Annotated in this window: 27 protein-coding genes and 3 tRNA genes; 12 read left to right on the top strand and 18 right to left on the bottom strand. The window is 68.9% G+C overall.

Annotation, left to right across the window (positions count from 1 at the left end):
- Nucleotides 1-62 precede the first annotated feature (62 nt).
- Entirely contained in the window at nt 63-506 is a 444-nt protein-coding gene (locus tag ACV7GQ_RS14750; RefSeq protein ID WP_470310972.1) for a DUF7382 domain-containing protein, read from the top strand.
- Here the strand turns inward: ACV7GQ_RS14750 and ACV7GQ_RS14745 are convergent.
- The 4 genes from ACV7GQ_RS14745 to ACV7GQ_RS14730 form a co-directional block, all read right to left on the bottom strand.
- A complete protein-coding gene (locus ACV7GQ_RS14745) occupies nt 503-1231 on the bottom strand; it encodes a protein-L-isoaspartate O-methyltransferase family protein (RefSeq protein ID WP_470310971.1) in 729 nt (242 codons plus the stop codon). The genes ACV7GQ_RS14750 and ACV7GQ_RS14745 overlap by 4 nt on opposite strands.
- A gap of 65 nt (nt 1232-1296) precedes the next feature.
- Complete coding sequence (locus tag ACV7GQ_RS14740; RefSeq protein ID WP_470310970.1) at nt 1297-1926, bottom strand: protein-L-isoaspartate(D-aspartate) O-methyltransferase; 630 nt, start codon at nt 1924-1926, stop codon at nt 1297-1299.
- A 1-nt stretch (nt 1927) separates the two neighbouring features.
- On the bottom strand, nt 1928-2581 hold the full coding sequence (locus ACV7GQ_RS14735) for an HVO_0476 family zinc finger protein (RefSeq protein WP_470310969.1): 654 nt from the start codon (nt 2579-2581) through the stop codon (nt 1928-1930).
- A 91-nt stretch (nt 2582-2672) separates the two neighbouring features.
- Nucleotides 2673-3626 (bottom strand): aminopeptidase, encoded by a 954-nt coding sequence (locus tag ACV7GQ_RS14730; protein WP_470310968.1) that lies wholly within the window; start codon nt 3624-3626, stop codon nt 2673-2675.
- A gap of 172 nt (nt 3627-3798) precedes the next feature.
- Between ACV7GQ_RS14730 and ACV7GQ_RS14725 the strand changes: the two genes are divergently transcribed.
- Complete coding sequence (locus ACV7GQ_RS14725; RefSeq protein WP_470310967.1) at nt 3799-4863, top strand: type II glyceraldehyde-3-phosphate dehydrogenase; 1065 nt, start codon at nt 3799-3801, stop codon at nt 4861-4863.
- A gap of 15 nt (nt 4864-4878) precedes the next feature.
- On the opposite strand, the gene ACV7GQ_RS14720 is transcribed toward ACV7GQ_RS14725, so the two are convergent.
- Nucleotides 4879-5370, bottom strand: coding sequence for a metallophosphoesterase (locus tag ACV7GQ_RS14720; RefSeq protein ID WP_470310966.1), 492 nt, complete (start codon nt 5368-5370; stop codon nt 4879-4881).
- 91 nt (nt 5371-5461) lie between these two features.
- Here ACV7GQ_RS14720 and ACV7GQ_RS14715 point away from each other — a divergent pair, with 91 nt between their 5' ends.
- The gene (locus tag ACV7GQ_RS14715) at nt 5462-5710 is read left to right on the top strand and encodes a DUF7533 family protein (protein ID WP_470310965.1); all 249 of its coding nucleotides are present in this window, start codon (nt 5462-5464) and stop codon (nt 5708-5710) included.
- Here ACV7GQ_RS14715 and ACV7GQ_RS14710 read toward each other — a convergent pair.
- Nucleotides 5707-6381: an RNA ligase partner protein gene (locus ACV7GQ_RS14710; protein ID WP_220617869.1), complete on the bottom strand. Its 675-nt coding sequence runs from the start codon at nt 6379-6381 to the stop codon at nt 5707-5709. The two genes, ACV7GQ_RS14715 and ACV7GQ_RS14710, sit on opposite strands and share 4 nt — an antisense overlap.
- Before the next feature lie 88 nt (nt 6382-6469).
- On the opposite strand from ACV7GQ_RS14710, the gene ACV7GQ_RS14705 reads away from it, so the two are divergent.
- Nucleotides 6470-7585 (top strand): RNA ligase, encoded by a 1116-nt coding sequence (locus tag ACV7GQ_RS14705; protein WP_470310964.1) that lies wholly within the window; start codon nt 6470-6472, stop codon nt 7583-7585.
- Nucleotides 7586-7589: 4 nt separating this feature from the next.
- Here ACV7GQ_RS14705 and ACV7GQ_RS14700 read toward each other — a convergent pair whose 3' ends face one another.
- From ACV7GQ_RS14700 to ACV7GQ_RS14690, 3 genes are all read right to left on the bottom strand, one after another.
- Entirely contained in the window at nt 7590-9431 is a 1842-nt protein-coding gene (locus tag ACV7GQ_RS14700; protein WP_470310963.1) for a UvrD-helicase domain-containing protein, read from the bottom strand.
- Nucleotides 9432-9502: 71 nt separating this feature from the next.
- On the bottom strand, nt 9503-9802 hold the full coding sequence (locus ACV7GQ_RS14695; protein WP_220617872.1) for a DUF7521 family protein: 300 nt from the start codon (nt 9800-9802) through the stop codon (nt 9503-9505).
- Between the two features lie 26 nt (nt 9803-9828).
- The gene (locus ACV7GQ_RS14690; protein ID WP_220617873.1) at nt 9829-10179 is read right to left on the bottom strand and encodes an ArsR/SmtB family transcription factor; all 351 of its coding nucleotides are present in this window, start codon (nt 10177-10179) and stop codon (nt 9829-9831) included.
- A gap of 132 nt (nt 10180-10311) precedes the next feature.
- Here ACV7GQ_RS14690 and ACV7GQ_RS14685 point away from each other — a divergent pair, with 132 nt between their 5' ends.
- Nucleotides 10312-10809, top strand: a complete 498-nt coding sequence (locus ACV7GQ_RS14685; protein WP_470310962.1) for a PadR family transcriptional regulator — start codon at nt 10312-10314, stop codon at nt 10807-10809.
- 196 nt (nt 10810-11005) lie between these two features.
- On the opposite strand, the gene ACV7GQ_RS14680 is transcribed toward ACV7GQ_RS14685, so the two are convergent.
- Nucleotides 11006-11185, bottom strand: a complete 180-nt coding sequence (locus ACV7GQ_RS14680) for an HVO_0416 family zinc finger protein (RefSeq protein WP_220617875.1) — start codon at nt 11183-11185, stop codon at nt 11006-11008.
- 164 nt (nt 11186-11349) lie between these two features.
- On the opposite strand from ACV7GQ_RS14680, the gene ACV7GQ_RS14675 reads away from it, so the two are divergent.
- The gene (locus ACV7GQ_RS14675; RefSeq protein ID WP_470310961.1) at nt 11350-12075 is read left to right on the top strand and encodes a hypothetical protein; all 726 of its coding nucleotides are present in this window, start codon (nt 11350-11352) and stop codon (nt 12073-12075) included.
- An 86-nt stretch (nt 12076-12161) separates the two neighbouring features.
- On the opposite strand, the gene ACV7GQ_RS14670 is transcribed toward ACV7GQ_RS14675, so the two are convergent.
- The 3 genes from ACV7GQ_RS14670 to ACV7GQ_RS14660 form a co-directional block, all read right to left on the bottom strand.
- Nucleotides 12162-12392 carry a HalOD1 output domain-containing protein gene (locus ACV7GQ_RS14670; protein WP_470310960.1) on the bottom strand — a complete coding sequence of 77 codons (231 nt, stop codon included), beginning with the start codon at nt 12390-12392 and terminating at the stop codon, nt 12162-12164.
- 113 nt (nt 12393-12505) lie between these two features.
- Nucleotides 12506-12580: transfer RNA gene (locus ACV7GQ_RS14665), tRNA-Ile, on the bottom strand.
- 108 nt (nt 12581-12688) lie between these two features.
- Nucleotides 12689-12761: transfer RNA gene (locus ACV7GQ_RS14660), tRNA-Asn, on the bottom strand.
- A gap of 96 nt (nt 12762-12857) precedes the next feature.
- Here ACV7GQ_RS14660 and cca point away from each other — a divergent pair.
- Nucleotides 12858-14255 (top strand): CCA tRNA nucleotidyltransferase, encoded by a 1398-nt coding sequence (gene cca / locus ACV7GQ_RS14655; RefSeq protein WP_470310959.1) that lies wholly within the window; start codon nt 12858-12860, stop codon nt 14253-14255.
- On the opposite strand, the gene ACV7GQ_RS14650 is transcribed toward cca, so the two are convergent.
- The 4 genes from ACV7GQ_RS14650 to ACV7GQ_RS14635 all read right to left on the bottom strand — a co-directional run bounded on the left by ACV7GQ_RS14650 (nt 14234) and on the right by ACV7GQ_RS14635 (nt 17794).
- A complete protein-coding gene (locus tag ACV7GQ_RS14650; RefSeq protein WP_470310958.1) occupies nt 14234-15241 on the bottom strand; it encodes a histone deacetylase family protein in 1008 nt (335 codons plus the stop codon). The two genes, cca and ACV7GQ_RS14650, sit on opposite strands and share 22 nt — an antisense overlap.
- Nucleotides 15242-15679: a histone gene (locus ACV7GQ_RS14645; RefSeq protein WP_470310957.1), complete on the bottom strand. Its 438-nt coding sequence runs from the start codon at nt 15677-15679 to the stop codon at nt 15242-15244.
- A gap of 55 nt (nt 15680-15734) precedes the next feature.
- Nucleotides 15735-17156: a single-stranded DNA binding protein gene (locus ACV7GQ_RS14640; RefSeq protein WP_470310956.1), complete on the bottom strand. Its 1422-nt coding sequence runs from the start codon at nt 17154-17156 to the stop codon at nt 15735-15737.
- 149 nt (nt 17157-17305) lie between these two features.
- Nucleotides 17306-17794: a hypothetical protein gene (locus tag ACV7GQ_RS14635; RefSeq protein ID WP_470310955.1), complete on the bottom strand. Its 489-nt coding sequence runs from the start codon at nt 17792-17794 to the stop codon at nt 17306-17308.
- A gap of 134 nt (nt 17795-17928) precedes the next feature.
- Here ACV7GQ_RS14635 and ACV7GQ_RS14630 point away from each other — a divergent pair.
- Together ACV7GQ_RS14630 and ACV7GQ_RS14625 are read left to right on the top strand one after the other, a co-directional pair.
- Nucleotides 17929-18001 (top strand) — tRNA-Arg (locus ACV7GQ_RS14630).
- Nucleotides 18002-18142: 141 nt separating this feature from the next.
- A complete protein-coding gene (locus ACV7GQ_RS14625; RefSeq protein ID WP_470310954.1) occupies nt 18143-18754 on the top strand; it encodes a DUF309 domain-containing protein in 612 nt (203 codons plus the stop codon).
- Here ACV7GQ_RS14625 and azf read toward each other — a convergent pair.
- Entirely contained in the window at nt 18751-19524 is a 774-nt protein-coding gene (azf, locus tag ACV7GQ_RS14620) for an NAD-dependent glucose-6-phosphate dehydrogenase Azf (RefSeq protein WP_470310953.1), read from the bottom strand. The two genes, ACV7GQ_RS14625 and azf, sit on opposite strands and share 4 nt — an antisense overlap.
- 75 nt (nt 19525-19599) lie before the next feature.
- On the opposite strand from azf, the gene ACV7GQ_RS14615 reads away from it, so the two are divergent.
- The 3 genes from ACV7GQ_RS14615 (at nt 19600) to ACV7GQ_RS14605 (ending at nt 21665) form a co-directional block, all read left to right on the top strand.
- Complete coding sequence (locus ACV7GQ_RS14615) at nt 19600-19947, top strand: dihydroneopterin aldolase family protein (protein ID WP_470310952.1); 348 nt, start codon at nt 19600-19602, stop codon at nt 19945-19947.
- Between the two features lie 70 nt (nt 19948-20017).
- Nucleotides 20018-21121, top strand: coding sequence for a DUF7544 domain-containing protein (locus ACV7GQ_RS14610; RefSeq protein WP_470310951.1), 1104 nt, complete (start codon nt 20018-20020; stop codon nt 21119-21121).
- Between the two features lie 100 nt (nt 21122-21221).
- A complete protein-coding gene (locus tag ACV7GQ_RS14605) occupies nt 21222-21665 on the top strand; it encodes a DUF5790 family protein (RefSeq protein WP_470310950.1) in 444 nt (147 codons plus the stop codon).
- The last annotated feature ends 160 nt before the right edge of the window (nt 21666-21825 follow it).

Here is a 21825-nt window from a genome sequence, read left to right as displayed (position 1 = left end):
GCCCGTTCGTACTTGAACCCCCGCCCGAGGGTTCAAGTGCGGAGCCGGGACCACGCCGTCCCATGAGCGACTCACTGTGGCGCGACGAACGCGCCATCGAGGGACTACCCATACGGCTGGTCATCGCGCTGGTCGTCGGCGTCGCCTGTCTGAGCGTGATGATGAGTACCATCTCCGGCATCGAGACGCTGCAGGTCACGGAGGTCGACGTGCAACCCCATCCGGAGGTGACGACGCCCGGGGAGCGCGAGGTGACCGTCACCGTCGTCGACCCGGAGGGCGCGCCGGTCTCCGGCGCCACCGTCGTCGCGAAGAGCGGGACGGCGACGCTCGACAGCGTGGCGACGGGGGAGACGGGAGCGGCCGGGAACGCCACCCTCTCGCTGTCGCCGTCGCTGGGTGCGAACCAGCAGGAGGGGACGGTCGTCTTCGACGTGAAACCGCCGGCGAGCAGCAGCTACCGGGACAGTCGGTCGAACACGGACCTGCTCGTGGTGCGCGGCTAGTCCCAGTCGATCCAGTCCTGCTCCCACCCGGTGCGGGACTGGGCGTTCCGCCGGGCGTGCTCCCGGTCCTCGCGGTGGGTCCGGTTGCGCTCGACGGTGTCGGCCTGTTCGCCCTCGACGAGCATCGGCCGGAACGCGACGCTGCCGAGCCGCTGGGCCTCCCCGTCGGCGTCGACGGTCGCCAGCGTCTGCTGGTTGGCACCAAGCGGCATCACCATCCGGCCGTCGTCGGCCAGCTGTGCGAGCAGGGCACGGGGCGGTTCGACGGCGGCCGCCTCAAGCAGAATCCGGTCGTAAGGGGCGTACTCCGGCAGGCCGTCGGCGCCGTCCCGCCGGTCGACGAGGACGCCCTCGTAGCCGGCCTTCGCGAGGTTCTGCCGGGCGTCGACGACGAGGCGGCGGGTGATGTCGATGGCCTGTACGCTCGCGGCGCCGACCCGCTCGGCGAGGACGGCGGCGGTGTAGCCGACGCCGGCCCCGACCACGAGGACCTCGTCGTCCTCTGCGGGTGCCAGCGCTTCGAGCAGTCTGGCGGCGGTGCTGGGCGAGAGCACCCGGGTTCCGAGCCGCTCGAACGGTCGGTCGGAGTAGGCCTCTCGCTCGCCGACGAAGGCCTCGCGCGGGACCGCACGCATCGCCGCCGACAGCCACGCGCTCTGGACGACACCCTTGCTGTCGTGTTGCAGGCTGTCGACCATGTCGCCGCGCAGTACCGCGGGATCCATACTCGAGGTTCCGGCCGGAGCTATATGAATGACGCGCCCGGCGAGTCCGCCGCGGTATCCCTGGCTTACTGCAACCGGACGAACCGCACCGCGCCGTGGTCCTCGCGGGCCAGCGACCCGTCGGGGCGTCGACGGGCCCGGATCAGCGTCTGCCGTCTGGTCCCGCCGAGCGGCGCCAGCAGCAGACCGCCGGGCCTGACCTGTTCGACGACGGCTGTCGGGAACTCCGAGGCCGCACAGGTCAGGTACGCGCGGTCGTAGGGGGCGTGCGCTGGCCACCCCTGCTTCCCGTCGCCCGCGCGGACCGAGACGTCGCCGTACCCCGTCGCGTCGAGCGTCTGGCGCGCTCGCCGGGCCAGCTCGTCGTGGTACTCGACGGTGCAGACGTTCTCGGCGCCGACGAGTTCGGCGGTGACGGCGGCGTGGTAGCCACAGCCGGTCCCGACCTCGAGGACGCGGTCGCCCCGCTGGAGAGCGAGCAGCTCCGCCATGATGGCGACCATGTGGGGCGCAGAGATCGTCTGGTCCCGGCCGATGGGGAGTGGTCGGTCGCGGTAGGCGTCGGACCGGTACTCCTCGGGGACGAACCGGTGTCGCGGGACCGCTTCCATCGCCGCGAGGACACGGTCGTCGTCGACGCGTCCCTCGCGGAGTCGGTCGACCAGTTCGGTGCGAGCGCGGGCCCAGTCGGGCATCCTACCAGGCGGACCAGGCCGTCGAGGACTCGTCGCGGACGTACAACCGGTTGATGTCTTTCGCTACTGCGCTGTCGCCGTCGAAGTCCATCTTCTCGTGGTCGTAGCCGTGGGCGTCGTCGCGGACGTGGATGCCCTCCACGGTGAACTCCTCGTCGCCGAACGCCTCGGTCTCGCCGACGACGAACTCGTAGTCGCCGGGCACCTGCAGCTTGAAGCTCTCGGTCTCGTCGTGGCGCCCGTCCTTCGGGTGCATCGTGACGTTGACGGCGACGTTCCCGACCGCGCGGGACCAGATGGTCTCGACGGCCTCGACCGAGGCCTCCTCTGCGCGGCCCTCGTCGGTCTCCAGACTCGTGATGCGGACCGTGAGGACGGCCTCCTCGGTCTCCAGCAGGAACTCCTCGCCGACGGCGAGGTCGGCGTCCTCGGGCACGTCGACCTGCGCGGTGAACGACTCGCCGTCCTGGGAGACGACGACGTCCCGCTGGAGGGTCGTCTCATCGGGCAACTGTTCCTTGTGGACGTGGTCGCAGTCGGTACAGCGGACGGTGACGTGGCCACCGGGTTTGAGTACCTCGTGGACGGTCTCTAGGTCCGGCGAACAGGCCGGACAGGGGAGCGCGACGCGCTCTCCGGGTGTCGCTTCGGTCATACCTCCGTCTTGACCGCCCGGGCCTAAATGGTCGTCGCCACGGCTCTCGTCGTGGTTCTCCGTGCCACGGCGTGGCCGCCGCCCCGCCCGTTCACTCGCCCCGCGGCAGGTCAACTTCCGCGCCGTCCGCGTACACGGTCGGCTCGGTCAGGACGCCGTCCAGATGGATGGGGGCGTGCGTGTCGCCGCCGATGGCGTGGTCGTCGCCGATGGCGATGTGGACCGTGCCGCCGGCCTTCTCGTCCAGCAGGACGGACCCGACGAGTTCGGTGACGGCGACGTTCGTCCCGATGCCCAGTTCCGCGAGGTTGTAGGCGTCCCGGCCCACCTCGTCGGCGGCCGTCTCGACCTGTTCGCGGACGTCCGGGTCGTCGATGTCGATGACGTAGCCGTCCTCGACCTCGAACCGGAGTTCGCGCCCGTCGAGCTTCCCGTGGGGGCGCATCGTTCCGTCGACGACGAAGGTCCCGTCGGCCGTCTCCGGCGCGAGGAACACCTCGCCGGCGGGGAGGTTCGACATCTCGCCGGGCTCGTGGACGATGCCGGTGTCGAGGTTCCACTCGCGCGACCCGACCCCGAACGTGATGTCCGTGCCCTGCGGCGAGGTGACGCGAATCTCCTCGGCGTCCTCGACCTGTGCGAGGACGTCCTCGCAGTGCCGCCGGATTGCCTCGTAGTCCGCGTCCAGCCCCATCAGGAACACGCCCTCGCTGATGCCGGGGAGCGTGGCCACGCGGGCGCCGGCGGCGTTGGCCTCGCTGCGGGCCTCTGTGTGGCTCAGGCTCTTGGTCGTCGGCGCCAGCACCACGTCGGCGCTCCGCATCGCGCCGGCAACGGGGGCGGGCGGTTCCTCGCCGTGCTGGCTCCCCGGCGGGTAGCGCAGGAGGACGGTGTCGTCGGTTATCTCGCTGGCCACGCGGTACAGCGCCTCGCCGATGGCCTCGCGCTCGTCGTCGGTGACGACGGCACACGACTCGTCGGACTGGAGGCCCATACACTGCCTGACGGCCGTCTCCGCCGGGGCGCGAAGGGAGGAGTTGTCCATACAGGCGTCTCGGCCCGGCCGGGATTAACTCTTGGTGGAAATCCGGGTGTGGACGAACGTCGAATCCACGGCCGTGTGCCGTGGTAACAGGGTCCGATAGTACAACTATCCGAGTTAATTTCTATCACTATTAACCGCAAAGAATATCCTCTCACCCCGTGAACAGTCGTCCATGCTCCACGTGGGCATCAACGGCTTTGGCACCATCGGCAAACGGGTCGCTGACGCGGTCCGTGTCCAGCCGGATATGACGGTGGCGGGCGTCTCCAAACGCTCCCCGAACTTCGAGGCAACTATCGCAGACGACCGCGGCTACGACCTCTACGCGGCCGGCGAGGACGGCAGGGTCCCGTTCGACGCCGCCGGTCTCGACACCGCCGGCACGGTACACGACCTCGTCGAGGTCAGCGACGTCGTCGTCGACACGACGCCCGGCGGCGTCGGCGCGTCGAACGCCAGCCTCTACGAGGAACACGACACGCCGGCCATCTTCCAGGGCGGCGAGGACCCCGACGTCGCCGACGTGAGCTTCGTCGCTCGGGCCAACTACGACGCCGCCGTGGGTGCCGACAGCGCCCGCGTGGTCTCCTGCAACACGACCGGCCTCTCACGGCTGTTCGCGCCCCTCCAGGAGACCTACGGCATCGAGAAGGCGCGCGTCACGCTGGTCCGCCGGGGCGGCGACCCCGGGCAGACCTCGCGCGGCCCCATCAACGACACACTCCCCGACCCGGTCGAGATACCCTCCCACCACGGCCCCGACGTCAAGACGGTGTTCCCGGACCTCGACATCGACACGATGGGGATGAAGGTGCCGACGACCCAGATGCACACCCACAGCGTCAACGTCACGCTGGAGTCGACGCCCTCGGCCGAGGCGGTCCGGGAACTGCTGGGCCGCGAGTCGCGCCTGTTCCTCATCCCGGAGACGCTGGGCATCGACGGGGCCGGGAAACTCAAGGAGTACACCCGCGACGCCGGCCGCCCGCGCGGCGACGTCTGGGAGAACTGCATCTGGGCGGAGTCGGTCACCGTCGAGGACAACGACCTCTACCTGTTCCAGGCCATCCACCAGGAGGCCGACGTGGTCCCGGAGAACATCGACGCGGTGCGCGCCCTCTCGGAACGGACCGCCAGCGCCCGACAGAGCATCGACCGGACCAACGACGCACTCGGCGTCGGCCGCGGCCTCGTCGAACACGAGGGGAACGCCCCCCGAAGCACCGCCGACGACTGACCGACCGGCCGCCGGTCAGCCCAGTTCGTGGAACGTCAGGTCGCCGCTCTCCGTCTCGAGCGTCGCCACCGAGAACGGCTCCGGTGCCGGCGGGATGGCGATGCCGCCGGGGTTGATGCGGACCGTCCCCTCGTACTCCTCGGTGCCGGCCTGATGCGTGTGGCCGTGACAGACGTAGTCGTAGGTCCCACACTCCACGAGCGCGTCCACGATGGCGCCGCTGGTCCCGTGGTACACCGCGAACTCCGCGCCGCCGAGGGTCAGTTCGCCCATCTCCCCGAGGTAGGTGCCGAACTCGTCGACGGTCGATTCGAGCGCCCACTCCCCGTCGTTGTTGCCGCGGACGGCGTAGAACGTCCAGTCGCCGTCGAACGGCGTCGCCGAGAACGGGGCGACGAAGTCCCCGCAGTGGACGACCGTCTCGACGCCCGCGTCGTCGAACGTCTCGACGGCCGCCTCGACCAGTCCCGTGTTGTCGTGCGTATCGGAGACGATACCGACCTGCATGGACTGGCGTTCACCGGGCGGTCACAAGAACGTACCCCTCGCCGCGCCCGCTCCCGCGAGGCTTTTGTCCCACAGGAGCGAACTCCGGGCAATGGCACAGGGTATCCTCGACACGCTGGGACTGATGGCCATCGTCGTACTGGCGATTCCGGTCGGCCTGTTCGGCGTCGAGCACCTCGTCCGGGGCGAGCTGGTCGCCGGCGTCGTCTACCTCGGCATCGCCGCCGGGATGGTCGTCATCGAGCAGTACCTCACGACGCCGACGGACGTCCCGGGCATGGTCGCCGAGAAGACGGTGGGCGCCGTCGTCAAGACCGAGGACCCGGCCGAGGAGGACTAGCGCTCCGAGCGCCAGCGGTCGGGGTCGTCGGCCGCGAGATACTCCGTCAGCAGCGAGGGGAAGCTCCGCCCCTTCAGATACCGCAGCCCGAAGTCCTCCGCCCAGTTGATGATGCCCTGGTCCTCCGTGACGACGCCGGCGTCCAGCTCCTTCGCCAGCATCAGGAGGTCGAAGTCCTCGCGGGAGTCGAGCACCCCCTGCCGGAGGGTGTCGCGGTACTCGTCGCGCAGGTCCGAGATGACCTTGTCAACCTCGGTCATGTGGTCGTGTTCCTCGACCGTCTCGGCGCGGGACTCCTCGGCCTTCCGGACGGCCTTCTCGGAGACGCGCAGGCCGCGGTCGACCCGGTCGGACATCTCGTCGATGAACTTGTAGACGAGGTCCGCGGGGACCATCACCTCGTGGTGAGCCGGCGCCTTCGTGATGACCCACGTGTCCAGCTTCGTCAGCACGTCGTCGCTCACGTCGCGGTTCTCCAGCATCCCGGTCAACTCCGCCTTGATGGAGGGCGGCATGTAACAGGAGATGTTGTGTATCTGTTTCGCCGCCGCGACGAGTTCCAGTAGCTCCCGACACGCCGCCTCGACGTCCTGGTCCGGCCCCCGTATCTCCGTCGTGAGAAACAGGGAGGTGTCCAGCACGAACCGTTGCTTGAGGGGACGGTCGGCCATACCGGCGGTAGGACGCCTGTCCACTAATGTCTGCTGACGGGGCCGGCGGCCCCGATACGTTTAGTCGCTGTGCGAACAACTCCCACACATGGCTCCGGACTGGTCGTCGGTCTTCGACCTCGGCGACACCGACCCAGAAGACCTGCTGGAGCACTTCGAGCGGGCGTGGTTCCGCGGGGCGGCGTATCGCTACCTCGCCGACGCGCGCCACGGCGTCGAACGCGGCACCGCCGTCGTCGACGACGTCGTCGTCCGCGGCTACCCCTCGATGCCGCGGGCGCTCGTTCTGGAACCGGCCGTCCAGGAGGTGTTCGACGGGCCCGTCGCCGTCGAGGAGAAACTCAACGGCTACAACGTCCGGGTGGCCCGCGTCGACGGCGACCTGCTGGCGTTCACCCGGAGCGGGTTCGTCTGCCCGTACACGACCGCGAAGGTCGAGCGGACGCTCGACCCGGACGGCTTCTTCGAGGACCACCCCGAGTGGATGCTCTGTGGCGAACTCGTCGGCCCGGAGAACCCCTACACCGAGCACGACTACCCGGAGGTCGAGGGGGCGGCCTTCTACGTCTTCGGTATCCGCCACCGCGAGACGGGCGACCCGATGCCGGTCGCCCGCCGGCGGGCGTGCTGTGTCGACTACGACCTCGACCCGGTCCGCCACTACGGGACGTTCACGCCCGCGGCGGCCGTCACGACCGCGAGAGAGGCCATCCGTGACCTCGATGCCCGCGGCCGGGAGGGGGTCGTGCTCAAGTCCGTCGACGGCCGGCGCGCGCTGAAGTACACCACCAGCGCCATCCACCGCGCCGACCTCGAACACGCCTTCGCGCTCCCGTTCGACTACGGCCGGGACTTCCTGTTCACCCGCGTCATTCGCGAGGCGTTCCAGGCCGTCGAGTTCGGGGACTCGCCCGACCGGGTGCGAGAGCGGGCCCGGAGACTCGGCGAGTCGGTCCTGCTGCCGGCCGTGGAGACGGTCCGGGCCGTCGAGGCCGACGACCCGGTCGGCGAGACGCACACGGTCAGGGCCGACCCCGAGGTAATCGAGGCGCTGCTGTCGTACTTCCGCGACAAGGGGCTGGAACTGGCCGTCGAACGGGACGAAATCGAGGGCGGCGAGCGCGTGGTCACGTTCACGAAGGTCGCGCGCTCGACCCGCGACAAGACGGCCTACTACCTCTCCGGCGGGACGATAGACGAGTGAGCGCTCAGTCCGCGACGATGGCCTCGCCGGCCTCGTCCAGCAGTTCGTCGATAGACCGCTCGCTCGGTTCGTTCTCCAGCAACACGTCGATGGGGAGGGTCGGTGCGCCGTCGACGAGGTTCTCCATCAGGACGAGACGCTCGCGGGCCCGGGACATCCCGACGTAGAACACGCGCCGTTCGTTGTCGGTCAGCGTCGGCACCGGACTCGTGTGTTTCGTGAACTCGTCGACGCCGGGCACCTCGATGCCCTTCTGCTCGACGGTGGCGGCCATCTGCTCGACCACCTTCTCGGTGAGGTCCGTCGCGACGAACACGTGGTCGGCCTCGCGCCCCTTCGCGGAGTGGATGGTGCCCAGACGGACGCGGTCGGGGTCCATCCCGCGGTAGTCGCCCTTGAAGTAGGCGTCGACGGTGCGCTCCTGGAAGTTCGTCACCTTCCGGAGCATGTCGCCCGCCGAGGCGGGGTCGGGGACGAACGGGACGTGGTCGGTGACGACCGTGTGGTCGATCTCGATCTCGGCGATGTCCTCGGAGTCGCTGTCCTCCTCGATGTCCTCGAGGGCGTCGAAGAAGTCGTCGCGCTCCCCGGTGCCGAACGCGGAGTCGACGAGCATGTCGGCCAGCCGCCGCGCTTCGAGCACCGAGAGCGTCTCCTCGTTCTCGACGGCCTCGACGGCGTTGACGTACTGGGTCAGCCGGTCGGTCCACATCCGCTGGTCGGTCAGACAGGAGAAGGGGATGCCGTCGCCGATGAACTCGTCGATGAACTGGAACATCTGGTAGCGCGCCCGGAAGAGGACCATCACTGTCTCGTCGGACTGGTCGACGGTGCCGGTGACGTTGCGCGCGAGGTCGTACATCGAGGGGTTCTGGACCGCCTCGACGCGGCCGCCCTCCTTGCGCGGGTTGAGGTCCTTCTCCTGGCGCTTCTCGATGTGGCGCACCTCGCGGTTGACGACGTTGAGGATGCGGGAGGGCAGTCGGTAGGAGTTGGGGAGAATCTCGTCCTGCGTGACGTCCTCCTCCAGCAGGAGGTCGGGGTCGGCCCCCTGCCACGCGTAGACGACCTGGTCGTCGTCGCCGGCGATGAGCACCCGCTTCATGTGGGGCTTCCACTCCTCGTAGACGTCGTACTGCAGGGTCGTGATGTCCTGGAACTCGTCGATGATGAGGTAGTCGACGTTCGGGAGCAGGGAGCGCTGGGCGACGCGTTCGAGCATGTCGGCGAAGCCGGTCAGGTCGTTGTCGCCCTTGTAGGTGCGCCAGCCACGGATTGCGCTGGGCACGTCCACCCGGTCGTCGTCGGTGGGCCACGTCGGCGTGTACTTGTTGCCGGTCTGGGCGTTGTCGTCTATCTCCGGCGGGAGGCGGACCTCCTCATCGTCCCACTTGAACGGCACGTCGTACCAGTCCGCGACGTCCCGGCGGGTCCGCTGGAGCCACTGACTGGTGGCGATGATCTTGTTGCCCAGCGTCGTCGACCGGGCCGAGCGTCGCCGCGAGCCCTCGTACTCGTCCTCGTACTCGATGCCGAACTGTTCGCAGAACTCCTCCTTGTCGTCCTCACCGACGACGTCGCCCCGCGAGAGGTTCAGCAGTTCGTACGCCTTCGCGTGCATCGTACAGACGTTCCCGCGCAGCGCCCGCGGCGTCAGGTCCAGTCGCTCGGCGAGACGCTCCCGTATCTCCGCGGCCGCGGCCCGCGTGTACGAGACCACCAGCACGTCCCGGAAGTCGACGTCGTCGTCTTCCAGCAGTTCCTCGACGCGGTCGAGCAGCGCCGTCGTCTTCCCGCTACCGGGCCCACCGAACAGGCGGACAACCTCGGTGGTCGAATCAGTCATTGCACCTATACTAGGCCCCCGGCCCAATAAACGACGTGCTTTGGAGAAACGGGGGTACTCGGGCCGGACCGCTACCGATACAGCGAGACGTACAGCATCGCGAACCCGATGATGAAGGGGATGGTCTCGGCCATCTGGAAGAACACCTGCACGAGCGCGCCGACTTCGCCGGCGCTCAGCTGGGTGATGACGCTGGAGATGGCGACGCCCATGCTGATGAACGCGAACCCGACGAACGCGTACTGGAGCCGCTCGGACGGTCGCTTCCGGTAGGCCTGGAAGCTGATGAGCGTGATGCCGAGCGTCAGGCCGAACACGACCATCCGCATCAACACGAGCGCTCCGCGCGCGATCGCGACGCCCTCGGCCATCCGTTCAGTGCTCCCCTGTCATGCGGTCACTCGGGGTTCAGTTCGTCCCACAGCTGACTGAACCGGTCCGGGAGGTTCTCTTCCCGGTAGATACGCACCTTGTACTCCTCGTCCTCCAGCGAGATGACCGTCGACTCGAAGTTGGACTCGTACACCTTGTAGTGGTTCCCGTCCTCGGCGACCAGCGTGTGGTCCTTGACGAGGTCGTACTCGTCCAGCAGTTCGATGCGGCGGTACACGGTCGGCAGCGAGAGGTCGCACTCCTCGGCGAGTTCCTTGGCCGAATGCGGTTCGCGGCTGATGGCTGCCAGCACCCGTCGTGCGTGCTGGTCGCCGATTGTGTCGAGAACCTCCTCGATGCTCTTGTCCTCTGCCACTGTAAGTGAGTTCTCATCCGGTCATATAAGCGTTTTCGAGAGCCGGGGTTGTTTCACAGCCGGAAAACGCTCGTGGGTTTATATGACGTCGCGGCCACTACGCTCTCTTGCGGATCGCGTCCAGGTGAGATGATGTCCGGAGACAACCTCCGTCGCGTCGCGACGGGCAAGGCGATGGGTGACCGACCAGACGAGCGACTGACCCCCCTCGGCGGGTCGAGTGACCCACGAACGAACGACACAGCTAGTCGCGACGTCATCCCGGAGTCGCTGTTGGCTTCGGTCGTCGACGACGTCGCCGACGGCGACCTCGCCGTCGACGACGGGATGGTGACCCAGAGCCTGGACGAGATCCTGCTCGCGCTGATAGCGTTGTCCGACGACGAGACGCACGGTACCGGTCTCATGGCGGCACTGTCGCGTCTGTTCGACGCGGACCTGAGTCCGGGCACCGTCTACCCGCGTCTGCACGAACTCGAAGCCGACGACACGCTGACGGTACACGAGCTCGTACAGACCAAGCAGTACTCGGTAACCGACACCGCCGCAGCGGAATCGCGAATCGAGGCCGCGGCGTACAGGCATCTCCTCCTGGGGATGTTCCTGCACACGTCGCTGGACGCGCTGTAAACGCTCTCGTCTGCCGTTCTACGGCGTCGACGAGGCCGACGACTGACCCCCGTCGGCCCCTCGGCGCCCGGGCGACGAACGCCACCGGTCGACGACTGACCCCCGTCGGCCGGTGGCCGTTTCTCGCGACACTCGACCGGATAGCGCGGCCGCTACGGCGTCGGATGCGGAAAAACGGACCGCCGTCGAACCGTCCTCAGTTTACCGGTGTCCAGCCACACACCGAGCACTCGCTCGCGGCCGACTCGTGAAGGCCGCCACAGTCCGGACACTGCTTCTTGTTGTAGTTCTCCTCCCAACCCGTCTCGTCGACGTCGTGGCCTCGTTGGGAGAGGAATTCGTCGAACATGTCGTCTCCACTCGGTGCGGTCGCCATACATGCTATGGTATAGCACACCAGTATTTAGAGCTACCGATACTGCGAAACGTTGCCATCCGACACGATATCTGTGGACCCCGTACCGGCGTTCCCCCGCGGTTCGCCGCCGTCGACAGTGTGTCCGGAGATACACTTACCTCGGTGCCGGCTGAGACGTGGGTATGGCCATCGGTGGCGACCTCCTCGTACCGACGCTGATCGTCGGGGGCATCGGGCTGTTTCTCCTCGGTGCCGGGCTCCGCGAGGCCTACCTGACGGTCCGGCTCTGGCGCCAGCGTGCGACGCCCATCGGCGACCTCGGCGAGGCGTCAGGGACGGTCACCGTGACGGGGCGTGCGGAACGCATCGATGAGACGTGTCAGGCGTCGCTCTCGGGTCGGGACTGCCTCGCCTACGCCTGGCGAGTCGTCGGCCTCCGGACCGTGCGCGGGTTCGACGGTCACGTCGAGCAGTCCTACCACCAGCTCGCCCGCGGGCAGGACGCCGTCCGGTTCCGCCTCAGCGACTACAGCGGGAGCGTCGTCGTCGACCCGAGCGAGGCGACGCTCCGCCTGAACGAGGCCCAGGTCACCGACCCGGTGCGCGACCCGGTCAGGCGACCCGACGTCTCGCTGGCCGGGGTCTCCCACGACGGCCCCCGCCAGTACTACGAGGCACGCGTCGACGAGGGCGAGACCATCGTCGTCCAGGGGCACCTCCGACCCGCCGACGACGCCCGACTCGACGTCGAGAAGATTGGCGTCCAGCTGTCCGGGCGCGGCCTGTACATCGCCGACTCGGACCGGTCACAGGCGATCCGGCGGTCGGGGGTCGCCGCGGCCGTATCGCTCGTCCTCGGTGCCGCGGCGCTGGCCGTCCTCGCGGTCCTCCTCGGCGTCGTCCCCTGACCCCGACAGCCCCCGGAGTCTCGACGCGGCCGACGTCGCTCGCCCAGCGCCGACCTGCCCTGCGTCCATCGCGTGCCGTCTCCGGGTCAGTTCGTCAGTTCCGTCTGCCGCCGCTCGACGGTGACCGACTCGTCGCTGTCGACCGTCACGCGATGCCCCTCGATGGTCGCCGTCAGCGCGACGCCGGTGCTGTTCTGAAAGAGCTTGTTCACCGCGTCCGGGTCGAGATGCTCGTGTAGTGCGACGTCCAACTCCGACGGGTCGACGCCCTCGGCCGCCGCGAGGGACTGGACTATCTCCGTGGTGATTTCGGTCACGCTGCCGTGGCCTACCGGGTGCGCGTACAAAACCGATACACCGAATCGCTTTGGCCGGTCGGGTGTCTCCCTCGTCGCTCACCGTTTCGACCAGAAACCGGGCAGAAGTTGGATGGGCCCTGCCGGATTTGAACCAGCGCTCAATCGGTTATGAGCCGATCGCTTTAACCAGACTAAGCTAAGGGCCCTTCGTGCGTCGTTTCTCGGTTCCACGTCTTTAGCCTGTCGGGTCCGCGTCGGCCGGTTCGCGGGCCGTCCGCTCGCGACGCTCGTCGGGCAGCGGACCGAGAGAAGGACGCCACCGCCAGGGCTCGAACCTGGGACAACCTGGGTAACAACCAGGTGCTCTACCAACTGAGCTACGGCGGCTTGCTCGCATGCATCGATTGACGGAGTTGTTAAATAGGACTTTCGTTTCCGAGCGCCATCGACACGCTTTCACGCACTCTGTGAGTATCGCCGGCCATGAGCGACGAGTTCGACGCCGTCGTCGAGCGGGTCCGCGAGCGGGTCTCGCCCGACGCCGAGGAGCGCGAGCGGTTACAGCGGGCCGCCGAGACGGTGATGGAGCGGGCGCGGGCGGCCGTGGCCGACCTCCCCGTCTCGGCCGAGGTGATACAGGTCGGGTCGACGGCCAGGGGGACGTGGACCGCCGGGGACCGCGACGTGGACGTGTTCGTCGCGTTCCCGCCGGACCTGCCCCGCGAGACGCTGGAGGAGTACGGGCTGGAGGTGGGCCACGCCGTCCTCCCCGACGGCCGCGAGGAGTACGCCGAACACCCCTACGTGGTCGGGGAGTGCGACGGGTACGACGTGGACCTCGTGCCGTGCTACGCCGTCGAGGACGCCACGGCCATCCAGTCGGCCGTCGACCGGACGCCGTTCCACACCCGCTACCTCGACTCGCGGCTCGACGACGGGCTGGCCGGCGACGTCCGGGTCACCAAGCAGTTCCTGAAGGGTATCGACGTCTACGGGAGCGACCTCCGGACGCGGGGGTTCTCGGGCTACCTGACCGAACTGCTGGTGCTGGAGTACGGCGGCTTCCGGGAGCTGGTCGCGGCGGCCGCCGACTGGCACCCGCCGGTCACCTTCGACCCCGAGGACCACGGGACCGTCTCGTTCGACGACCCGCTCGTCGTAGTCGACCCGACCGACCCCGAGCGCAACGTCGCTGCGGTCTGCTCGGCGACCAACGTGGCGCGGTTCCAGCACTACGCGCGTGCGCTCCTCGCCGACCCCCGGACCGACCTGTTCGAGACCAGCGACCCCGACCCGTACGACGCCGACGCCGTCAGGGATGCTGTCGAGCGCCGCGGGACGACGCCGGTGGCGCTGCGGTTCGACGCGCCCGACGTCGTCGAGGACCAGCTGTGGCCGCAGTTACGGAAGTCGCTGGGCGGGCTCACCGACGAACTCGACCGGCGGGGGTTCGACGTGTTCCGCTCGGCCGCGTTCGCCACGGACACCGCCGACACCGACGCGGGGGGCGCATCCGACGGTGCCGGCGAGGCGGTGCTCCTGGCCGAACTCGCCGTCGCCGAGCGCCCGGCCGTCGAGCGCCACGACGGCCCGCCGGTCCACGTCCGCGAGCACGCCGAGGGGTTCTACGGCGCCTACGCCGACGACCCCGCGGTGGCCGGCCCCTTCGTCGACGGCGAGCGCTACGTGGTCGAGCGGTCGCGGGAGGTGACGAACGCGGCGGCGTTCGTGACGAGCGACGCGCTGTTCGACGTGCGACTCGGCCCCCACGTCGAGTCGGCGCTCGACGCGGGGTACGACGTGCTGGTCGGCGAGGAGATAGCGGCACTGGCCGACGCGTTCGGCGTGGAACTGGCCGACTACTTCGACCCGAAGCCCTGAGCGGCGACCCGGTCGAGGACGTCGCGGGCGTCCTCGCTCACGTCGTCGTCGGGTTCCATCGGTTCGTAGCCGTCGAACACTTCGTGGACGGTCGTCACCGAATCCGAGAGGGTGTCGAGGCCGTAGCCGCCCTCGAGGACGAAGGCGAGGCCGGTGTCACAGTCGTCGGCGAGCGTGCGCATCCGCTGGGTCATGGCGCCGTACCCCTCTGTGGTCACGCGCATCCGCGATATCGGGTCGTGCTCGTGGGCGTCGAAGCCGGCGCTGACGACGAGCAGGTCCGGGTCGTAGTCGGCGATGGCGGGCGCGATGGCCTCGTCGATGGCCGCGAGGTAGTCGGCGGTGTCCGCGCCGGGTTGGTACTTCACGTTGAGGTTCGTGCCCTCGGCGTCGCCCTCGCCCGTCTCGTCGATGGCGCCGGTGCCGGGGTAGAGGCCGTCCTCGTGGATGGAGGCGTAGAACACGTCCTCGCGGTCGTAGAAGATGTCCTGCGTGCCGTTGCCGTGGTGGACGTCCCAGTCGAAGACGGCGACGCGGTCGGCGTCGCCCTCGAGGGCCGCCTGTGCCGCGACGGCGGCGTTGTTGATGAAACAGAACCCCATCGCGTCGTCGTAGACGGCGTGGTGGCCCGGCGGGCGGCCGAGTGCGAAGGGGGTGTCGCGGCGCGAGACCCCGCTCATCGCGGTCTCGGCGGCCCAGACGGCCAGCCCGGCCGAGGCCACCGCGGCGTCCCAGGTCGCCTCGACGGCGACGGTGTCGGCGTCCCAGTTCCCCCCGCCGTCGTCGCAGAACTCGCGGAACTCCTCGACGTAGTCGGCGTCGTGGACGCCGTGGACCAGCCCCATGTCGACGTCGCTGGCGGCGACGTACTCCACGCCGTGGCGGTCCTTGAGCGCGCGTCTGACCGCCCGGAGTCGGTCGGGACTCTCGGGGTGGCGCGGGCCGGTGTCGTGGTCCAGACAGACCTCGCGGTAGCCGAAGTTCATTCAGTAGTACTGGCCGAGTTGGAAGTAGGTCTCGATGTCTGCCGCTTTGACTGTCCGGCGGTCGGCGTGACGGGCCAGCGTCGCCGCGGCGGCGGCCACGTCGTCGGCGAACGCCTCGAGGATGTCCGCGAGCGCGACGCGGGCGTCCATCGCCACGCGGTAGTCGTCGTCGATGTCGAGGCGCGCGATGCGGTCGACCGGCGCCACCGGGAGTTCCAGGCTGTCCTTGTCCGGGACGTGTCCGACGCCGAAGTCCGACGGCATCAGCGTCTTCCGGCCGTCCGCGGTCGCTTCCTCGGCGGCGGTGACCGCGAGCGACGCTCCCCGTCGTTGAATCCGACGAGCCAGTTCCTCTGCCGCGTCGGCACTGACCCGTAACCCGTCCGCGTTCCGCCGGATGACGGCGTCCACCGGCGCGAACGGTAGCTCGACGCTCATACCCACAAGCGGGAGTGTTGCGGCCTTAAGAGTTTCCGTAGCGGCGCTCTCCCGCTCAGAACACGTCGTCGGCGTCCAGCCGGTCGCCGTCCACGACCCCGCGGACCGTGATCTCCTGTCCCAACTGGACGCGCTCGCTCGTCTCGACGCTCATCGTCTCCTCGCCGTCGTCCAGGACGACCGGGTCGCCGGTCTGGACGACCGTCCCGGTGAACTCGACCTGCTCGGCGGCCTGTGCGCCGCCGTCGTCGGGGCTGCTGGCACCGCCGCCCGACCCGCCCGACGCGTCACCGCCGTCGCCGTCGGCGAACGAGGAGAGGCCGGCGTGCTCGTCGTCGCCCGACGGGGCCGGCGCACTGCCGACGTCCGTCCCGTCGTCCAGGACGACCACCGTCGACGCCCAGTTCGCGGAGGCCTCCTTGTCGTCCTGCCAGCCGTCCTGTATCTCCACGTCGGCGGCCAGCACCTCGTCGCCGGGCGCGATGTCCTTCTCGGCCTTGTCGCCCCACAGCGCCACCCGGATGTCGCCCGTGGCGTCCTGAATCCGGACGTTCCGGACCTGGCCCTCGCTGCCGTCGTCCCGATCGAAGGTGCGGACGGGGTCGGCCGACCGGACGACGCCGGCGATGTCGACGGTGTCACCGATCTCGACCGCCTCGATGGGGTCGGCGTCGGGTTCGAAGTCGACTGCCTCGTCTATCTCGTCGACGGCTCCCTCGTCGCCGACGTGCAGTTCCAGCGACCCGTCGCGCTCGCGGACGTAGCCGTCGACGACTTCGACGGCGGTGCCGGGGGTCAGCTCCTCCGCGCGGTCGGCCCGGTCGTCCCACATCGTCACGCGGACCCGGCCCGTCTCGTCGCCCAGCGTGAGGTTCGACACCCTGCCCTCGCTGCCGTCGTCCCGGTCGAAGGTGCGGATGCTGTCGGTGTCCAGGACGAGGCCGCGCAGGGTCACGTCGGACTGCCCCATCGTCAGCGACTCGACGGTGGAGCCGTCGCCGGGTTCGACGTCGATGGTGGCGTCCTCGTCGGGTTCGGCCTTGTCGACGGACACCTCGAGGCCGTTGTACCCCTCCTTCGGTCGGCCCTTCACCCGCAGCACGTCCCCGACGTCTAACGCGCCATCGTCGATGTCGGCGGCCTGCTGGTCCCAGAACGCCAGCCGGATCGAGGCCGTCTCGTCGGCCGCCTCGACGTTGATGACGCGGCCGTCCTCGTCCTCGCCGTCCCGCTCGAACGTCTTCAGGTCGCCGATGGCCATCACCTTCGCGAGGAACTTCACCTCGTCCATCCCCGGTTCCACGTCCGCGACGGTCTCGACCTCGCCCTCGTTGAGCTCGTGGGCGAGCAACATCGCGGCCGTCTCCTCGTCGGCGAGGCCCCCCATCTGTTCGACCTTCTCCGCGACGGCCTCGCGGAACTCCTCCTCCGAGACGTCCGTCTCTAAGTCCGCGTAAATGTCCTCTATCGCACCCATCTATCTATGGGACGCAGGGATGGGCCGCGCTTAAGCGTTGTCGTTGGCCGAGCGGGGCGCTGCTGTCCGTCGATTCCGTCGTCGCCGTTCCCATGTCCGACGCTGGTCGCGCCACCCGATATAAACCTCCGCCCGACGGGGACTCTGCGTCACCGGTCGGCCGTCGTCACTTCCGTCGGGCCGTCGCCGTGGTCGTGGGTGACGACGACGCGTCCGGGGAGGCCGCCCGCGAACCGCACGGTCGCCTCGTAGTCGATCTCGACGATGGCCTGCGTACACGCGTCGCCGGCGTCGTCGCGGTCGACCGCCTCGACGGCGACGGTCAGTTCGTCGGCCGTGGCGTCGTAGTCGGCACCCGCCAGTGCGGCGGTCTTGCAGCCATCGGCGCCCCAGATGGTCCCCTCGACGGTCACCGCGTCCGTCCCGAAGGTGACGCTGGCCTCGCTGGCCTGGGTCCCGGACCCGCGCTGTGTGACGGTGAACTCGCTGTCGGTCACGCGTGGCCCTTCGTCCCCCGTGCCGGTGTCTGTTCCGCCGTCGCTCGCTCCGGGGTCACCGCCTGACGCACACCCGGCCAGGCCGACCGTACCGACCGCACCGACCGCGCCGAGTCGCCGAAGTAGGGTTCTGCGTTGCACGTCCGGACAACCACCCGGGGACACGAAGGCCCTTGTGATGGTTCAAACCCGGCTTTGACCGTGGTGTGCTCTCCCGTCGCGCGCGGCGGTCGAACCGTCACCCTTTTCATACCGACCACCCTCCGTCAAGATGAGTCCGGATAGGGTAGTGGACTATCCTCTTGGCTTGCGGAGCCAGGGACCGGAGTTCAAATCTCCGTCCGGACGTTCACTTCGTTCACGACCGGCGAGCTCCACGCTCGCTCAGCTCGCGTGGAACTCCGTCCGGACGCTACATCTCCGCGAACCAACTCGGCGAGCGACGGCGTCGTCACGCCACTTTTGCCGACCCCACACGTAGCGCCGCGCATGGACGCCCACCTCCGGGCCGGTGTCGCCGTCTACGACGCCGGGCGGTTCCACGCCGCCCACGACGCGTGGGAGGACTACTGGCTCGAACTCGACGAGGGTGCCGACGAGCGGTTCCTCCACGGCCTCATCCAGTTCACCGCCGTCGTCCACCACGGCCGCGACGGGAACTGGTCGGGTGCGCAGGGCCTCGCGGAGAGTGCCGGCGAGTACCTCGCGGACCTGCCGGCCGACTACCGCGGCGTGAACCTCGACGACGTGCGGCCGTTCCTCGCTCGGGTGGCCGCGGACCCCGAGGCCGTCGACTGGGACCACCCGCCGAAACTGACCCACGAGGGTGCGGTGCTGGACTACGAGGCACTGGACTTCGACGCGACGGCCGTCGCCGCCACGGTGCTTGCGGAGGCCGACGGCTACGACGAGGCGGTGGTGGCCGACGCCGTCGACTACGCGCGCGACGAACTGGCCGAACGCGGGGAGGGGCGGTTCGTCGGCCTCCTGTTCTCGTTCGTCCGCGACGGCGAGAACCGGCCGGTGGTGTACCACCGGCTCCGGGACCACGTCGAGCGCGAACGGCAGAAAGACGACGACGTGCGGGGCCTGTTCGACTAGGCGTCCGGTTCGACGACCCGGTCCTCGCCTTCGAAGTGGGCGGAGTTGTCCTGCGGGCGGTAGCCGAGCACTTCGCGGGCGCGGTCGATGGAGTAGTACTTCCGGTCGTTGTCGGAGATGCCGTAGACGATCTCGAACTCGTAGTCGGCCTCGAGCGCGCACTCGTGGATGTGGGCGCAGTCGGGGTAGGAGAGCCACATCGCCTGGCCGCGCTCGTAGTCGATGGGCGGGTGGCCGCGGGTGAGGTTCCCGATGCGGATGTTGCACACCTTGATGCCGTGTTCGTCGTGGTAGTAGCGGCCCAGAATCTCGCCGGTGGCCTTCGAGACGCCGTAGAGGTTGCCGGGGCGTGGGAACTCCGACCCGTCGAGCAGGAAGTCGTCGTCCTCGCGGTACATATCGGGGGTGCGGCGGTCGGTCTCGAACGCGCCGACGGCGTGGTTCGAGGAGGCGTAGACGAACTTCTCGACGCCCTCGTCGACGGCGGCCTCGTACATCTTCTGGGTGCCGTCGATGTTGTTCGCCAGCACCGAGTCCCACGGGGCTTCGGGGCGTGGGTCCCCGGCGAGGTGGATGACGGCGCCGACGCCCTCGACGGCGGCCGCGACGTCCCCGTCGTCTGCGACGTCGCCGACGAGGTACTCGTGGGACGGCTCCTCGGCCGGCGGACTGTGGTACATGAGCTTCCACTCGTAGGCGTCGCCGATGCCTTCGAGGATGGCCTCCCCGACCGCGCCGCCCGCGCCTGTGAGTAGAACCGGGTCGTCCATTCGTATACGGTGGATAGACAGCGCACAATAGGTAGCTTGCGGTTCCGTTATGTACCGGCAGACCGACCATTCCGTATGGACCCGACGACGCCGCAGGTCGCCTGTTTCGAGGCCGGCATCAAGTTCGGTTCGCTGTACCACCAGTTCGCCGGGACGCCCGTGAGCCCCGACAGCGCGGACTCGCTGGCGACGGCGATGGAAGAGGCCATCGAGAACCAACCGCACTGCGAGTCGGTCACCGTCGAGGTCCGCGAGGCCCCGCTCCGCGAGGCTATCGCGGCGGCCGGCGCCGACTACACGGAACTGACGGGCCGCTTTCTCGACGTGTCCATGACCATCGACTACGAGGGCTGTGTCGTCGAGACCAGCATGGCGATGGAGGACGGCTATCCGCTGATGCAGGTCGACTCGGTCGGGGAGTGACGCGTCGCCGGTTGGTATCGACACGCTGCGCTCCGAAAATTTTACCCACGCCGGTCGTGCAATTCCGGTGATGTCCCTCCACGCGATAGACAACATCGACGACGCCATCGACGCCACGCAGGCGTTCCTGTTCCCGTTTGACCTGCGGAAGTGGCTCAGACTGGCGTTCGTCGTCTTCTTCATCGGCGGCGGTGGCAGCGGCCTGAACTTCGCCCGCAGCCTGAACAGCTTCAACGACTTCGGCCAGGGGCCGACCGGACCGAGCGGCTCCGGGAGCGAGTTCGCGCTCACCGGCACGCTGGACGTGATTCCGTCGGTCACTGACGGCACGCTGGCACAGCTCACGCCGCCCGGTCCCGGCCTCCCGCCGGGCGGTGCCGAGGCGCTGGCCGGCGCCGGCGTCGTCCTGCTCGTCGCGCTGCTCGCCCTCGTCCTCTTCGTGCTGGTCGTCGGCCTGCTCAGCAACTTCATGGAGTTCGTCTTCGTCCAGTCGCTCGTCGAGCGGGAGGTCCACGTCCGGCGGTACCTCGGCGAGAACGTCGGGAACGGCGTCCGGCTGCTCGTGTTCCGCCTCGTCTTCGGTCTCGTGACGCTGTTGCTCGCCGGTGGCGCCGTCCTCGTTCTCTTCCTCGTCGTCGCCGGCGGCGAACTCGCCAACCTCGGTCCGGAAGCCCTCGTCGCGTCGTCCACGCTACTGATTCTCGGCTTCGCCGTGTTCGCCGTCGTCAGCGGCGTCGTCAACGGCTTCACGACGGTGTTCGTCGTGCCGCTGATGCTGCAGGGCGACCACGGCGTCGTGCAGGGGTGGCGACGGCTCCTCGCCTCCATCGGCGAGCACCCGAAGCAGTACCTCGCGTACCTCGCCCTCTCCGTCGTCCTCGGCATCGGCGTCGGCATCGTCGGCGCCGTCGCCGGCGCCATCGCCTTCGTCGTCCTGCTGATTCCCTTCGGTCTCGCCGCCGCCGTCCTCTGGTTCGCGCTGGGACAGGGACTCGTCGCCGGCGTGCTGGCGGGCCTCGTCCTCGCCCTGTTCGCGCTGGCGATGCTCGTCGCCGCGAACCTCGTCAAGGTGCCGCTGCAGACGTTCCTGCGGTACTACGCGATGCTCGTGCTGGGCGCCATCGACGCCGAGATGGACCCGGTCCCGGAGGTCAGGGCCGACGTGACCGACTGAGGGGGTTTTCGGTTTTCGCCCCGCCCGCCCGCCGACGTCGGGTGGTTACACTTTCACTTTCAGGCGGGCTTTTAACCCTGCACCACGTCAACTGGTAGCCATGAGTCAGACCAGTCTGGACGACGACGAACTGTTCGGCGAGGCCGCAAACGAGATGCGGAGCGACGTCGAGGCGTCGCTCGCCGAGGCCCGCGAGGCCCTCCCCGACGCCGACGCGGTGTGGGACGTCGAGGCCGACAACACCCTGGGCGTGCTCAACGCGCTGAAGGGCGCACTCGACGTCGGCGACGCCGAGGACCACCTGCGGGACGCCAAGAAGTGGTACACGATGGGCGAACGCGCCGACGCCTTCGAGGACGCCGACGACCTCGCCGAGGAGATCGCAACGATAGAGGAGCTCGTCGCGGACGTCGAGGCGGCCCGCGAACAGGTCGGCGACCTCACCGCGACCATCCCGCAGCTCCGGAGCACGCTCGAGGAGTTCGAGGCCGACGAGGACGCGGACACCGAGGCCGACGCGGACGCCGAGGAGGCCGAGGCCTGACGACGCACGGTCGCGGTCGACTCACCCGGTGCCGCGCCCGAGCAGCGGTCCGCTCGTCCCGTCCAGCGGTCGATGCCCGGACGTCGCTCTTCTCGGTTCGGTCTCGCCCGCCGTCGGTCCGTCGTCGACGTACCCCCGCTAACCGGCCCTGCGAGTAGTC

The organism is Haloarcula sp. MBLA0163, from assembly GCF_055632435.1.
Note: the sequence above shows the minus strand (reverse complement) of the source record. Positions and strands in the feature narration are given on the sequence as shown.

Excerpts from the sequence above, each read along its gene's own strand:
- ACV7GQ_RS14745 (WP_470310971.1), bottom strand. The coding sequence starts at position 1,231 with ATGGATCCCGCGGTACTGCGCGGCGACATGGTCGACAGCCTGCAACAC.
- cca (WP_470310959.1), top strand. The coding sequence starts at position 12,858 with ATGAGCGACGAGTTCGACGCCGTCGTCGAGCGGGTCCGCGAGCGGGTC.
- ACV7GQ_RS14615 (WP_470310952.1), top strand. The coding sequence starts at position 19,600 with ATGGACCCGACGACGCCGCAGGTCGCCTGTTTCGAGGCCGGCATCAAG.
- ACV7GQ_RS14695 (WP_220617872.1), bottom strand. The coding sequence starts at position 9,802 with ATGGCCGAGGGCGTCGCGATCGCGCGCGGAGCGCTCGTGTTGATGCGG.
- ACV7GQ_RS14700 (WP_470310963.1), bottom strand. The coding sequence starts at position 9,431 with ATGACTGATTCGACCACCGAGGTTGTCCGCCTGTTCGGTGGGCCCGGT.
- ACV7GQ_RS14645 (WP_470310957.1), bottom strand. The coding sequence starts at position 15,679 with ATGAGCGTCGAGCTACCGTTCGCGCCGGTGGACGCCGTCATCCGGCGG.
- ACV7GQ_RS14605 (WP_470310950.1), top strand. The coding sequence starts at position 21,222 with ATGAGTCAGACCAGTCTGGACGACGACGAACTGTTCGGCGAGGCCGCA.
- ACV7GQ_RS14640 (WP_470310956.1), bottom strand. The coding sequence starts at position 17,156 with ATGGGTGCGATAGAGGACATTTACGCGGACTTAGAGACGGACGTCTCG.
- azf (WP_470310953.1), bottom strand. The coding sequence starts at position 19,524 with ATGGACGACCCGGTTCTACTCACAGGCGCGGGCGGCGCGGTCGGGGAG.
- ACV7GQ_RS14675 (WP_470310961.1), top strand. The coding sequence starts at position 11,350 with ATGGCCATCGGTGGCGACCTCCTCGTACCGACGCTGATCGTCGGGGGC.
- ACV7GQ_RS14750 (WP_470310972.1), top strand. The coding sequence starts at position 63 with ATGAGCGACTCACTGTGGCGCGACGAACGCGCCATCGAGGGACTACCC.
- ACV7GQ_RS14730 (WP_470310968.1), bottom strand. The coding sequence starts at position 3,626 with ATGGACAACTCCTCCCTTCGCGCCCCGGCGGAGACGGCCGTCAGGCAG.
- ACV7GQ_RS14740 (WP_470310970.1), bottom strand. The coding sequence starts at position 1,926 with ATGCCCGACTGGGCCCGCGCTCGCACCGAACTGGTCGACCGACTCCGC.
- ACV7GQ_RS14625 (WP_470310954.1), top strand. The coding sequence starts at position 18,143 with ATGGACGCCCACCTCCGGGCCGGTGTCGCCGTCTACGACGCCGGGCGG.
- ACV7GQ_RS14650 (WP_470310958.1), bottom strand. The coding sequence starts at position 15,241 with ATGAACTTCGGCTACCGCGAGGTCTGTCTGGACCACGACACCGGCCCG.
- ACV7GQ_RS14720 (WP_470310966.1), bottom strand. The coding sequence starts at position 5,370 with ATGCAGGTCGGTATCGTCTCCGATACGCACGACAACACGGGACTGGTC.
- ACV7GQ_RS14710 (WP_220617869.1), bottom strand. The coding sequence starts at position 6,381 with ATGGCCGACCGTCCCCTCAAGCAACGGTTCGTGCTGGACACCTCCCTG.
- ACV7GQ_RS14735 (WP_470310969.1), bottom strand. The coding sequence starts at position 2,581 with ATGACCGAAGCGACACCCGGAGAGCGCGTCGCGCTCCCCTGTCCGGCC.
- ACV7GQ_RS14685 (WP_470310962.1), top strand. The coding sequence starts at position 10,312 with ATGTCCGGAGACAACCTCCGTCGCGTCGCGACGGGCAAGGCGATGGGT.
- ACV7GQ_RS14705 (WP_470310964.1), top strand. The coding sequence starts at position 6,470 with ATGGCTCCGGACTGGTCGTCGGTCTTCGACCTCGGCGACACCGACCCA.
- ACV7GQ_RS14725 (WP_470310967.1), top strand. The coding sequence starts at position 3,799 with ATGCTCCACGTGGGCATCAACGGCTTTGGCACCATCGGCAAACGGGTC.
- ACV7GQ_RS14610 (WP_470310951.1), top strand. The coding sequence starts at position 20,018 with ATGTCCCTCCACGCGATAGACAACATCGACGACGCCATCGACGCCACG.
- ACV7GQ_RS14680 (WP_220617875.1), bottom strand. The coding sequence starts at position 11,185 with ATGGCGACCGCACCGAGTGGAGACGACATGTTCGACGAATTCCTCTCC.
- ACV7GQ_RS14715 (WP_470310965.1), top strand. The coding sequence starts at position 5,462 with ATGGCACAGGGTATCCTCGACACGCTGGGACTGATGGCCATCGTCGTA.